Source organism: Vreelandella neptunia (genome assembly GCF_000712975.1).
In the GTDB taxonomy this organism is placed as follows: Bacteria; Pseudomonadota; Gammaproteobacteria; order Pseudomonadales; family Halomonadaceae; genus Vreelandella; species Vreelandella qaidamensis.
In genome coordinates this window covers 1-541 of the sequence record NZ_JHQL01000013.1, presented here as the reverse complement: position 1 = coordinate 541, position 541 = coordinate 1, and the positions used below count along the sequence as shown (strand labels likewise).

The following is a 541-nucleotide window of genomic DNA, read 5'->3' as shown; positions in this document are numbered from 1 at the left end:
GCAATGATAACGATTGCCGGATACGCTTGAGACGTATCACAAAACAATTACGTATAAACACTTCAAAGAAGCGTTTATGTCAGCATGATATACATTGTTAAAGAGCAGCTGTTCAATGAACAGTGATAAGAAGACGTTTAACGTCGTGCTTATCAATGGTCACGAAACAATCACAAACGGGTCTTACACTTAACGTTAAGATAATGGTGGAGCCAAGCGGGATCGAACCGCTGACCTCCTGCGTGCAAGGCAGGCGCTCTCCCAGCTGAGCTATGGCCCCATTGTTTTTGCTGATCTTACCTCTTGCCATTAATTTCTGTGAGACAAGGCAAGATGCGACGACGTATAGCCTGCTATACGAGGAGCATTTTAACGCCGTATCACAGGAATTTGGTGGGTCTGGGCAGACTTGAACTGCCGACCTCACCCTTATCAGGGGTGCGCTCTAACCAACTGAGCTACAGACCCAAGAGGGGATCGTGCTTAAACCGTTTGCTCTATTATCTGATCAGGTAATTCATTGTGAGCGCTTACCGCGAGG

2 tRNA genes are annotated in these 541 nt (G+C 46.8%); both read right to left on the bottom strand.

The features are described from left to right. Window positions 1–204: 204 nt before the first annotated feature. Window positions 205–280, bottom strand: a tRNA-Ala gene (locus CR46_RS0117635). A gap of 111 nt (window positions 281–391) precedes the next feature. Beyond that, window positions 392–468: transfer RNA gene (locus CR46_RS0117630), tRNA-Ile, on the bottom strand. Between the last annotated feature and the right edge of the window lie 73 nt (window positions 469–541).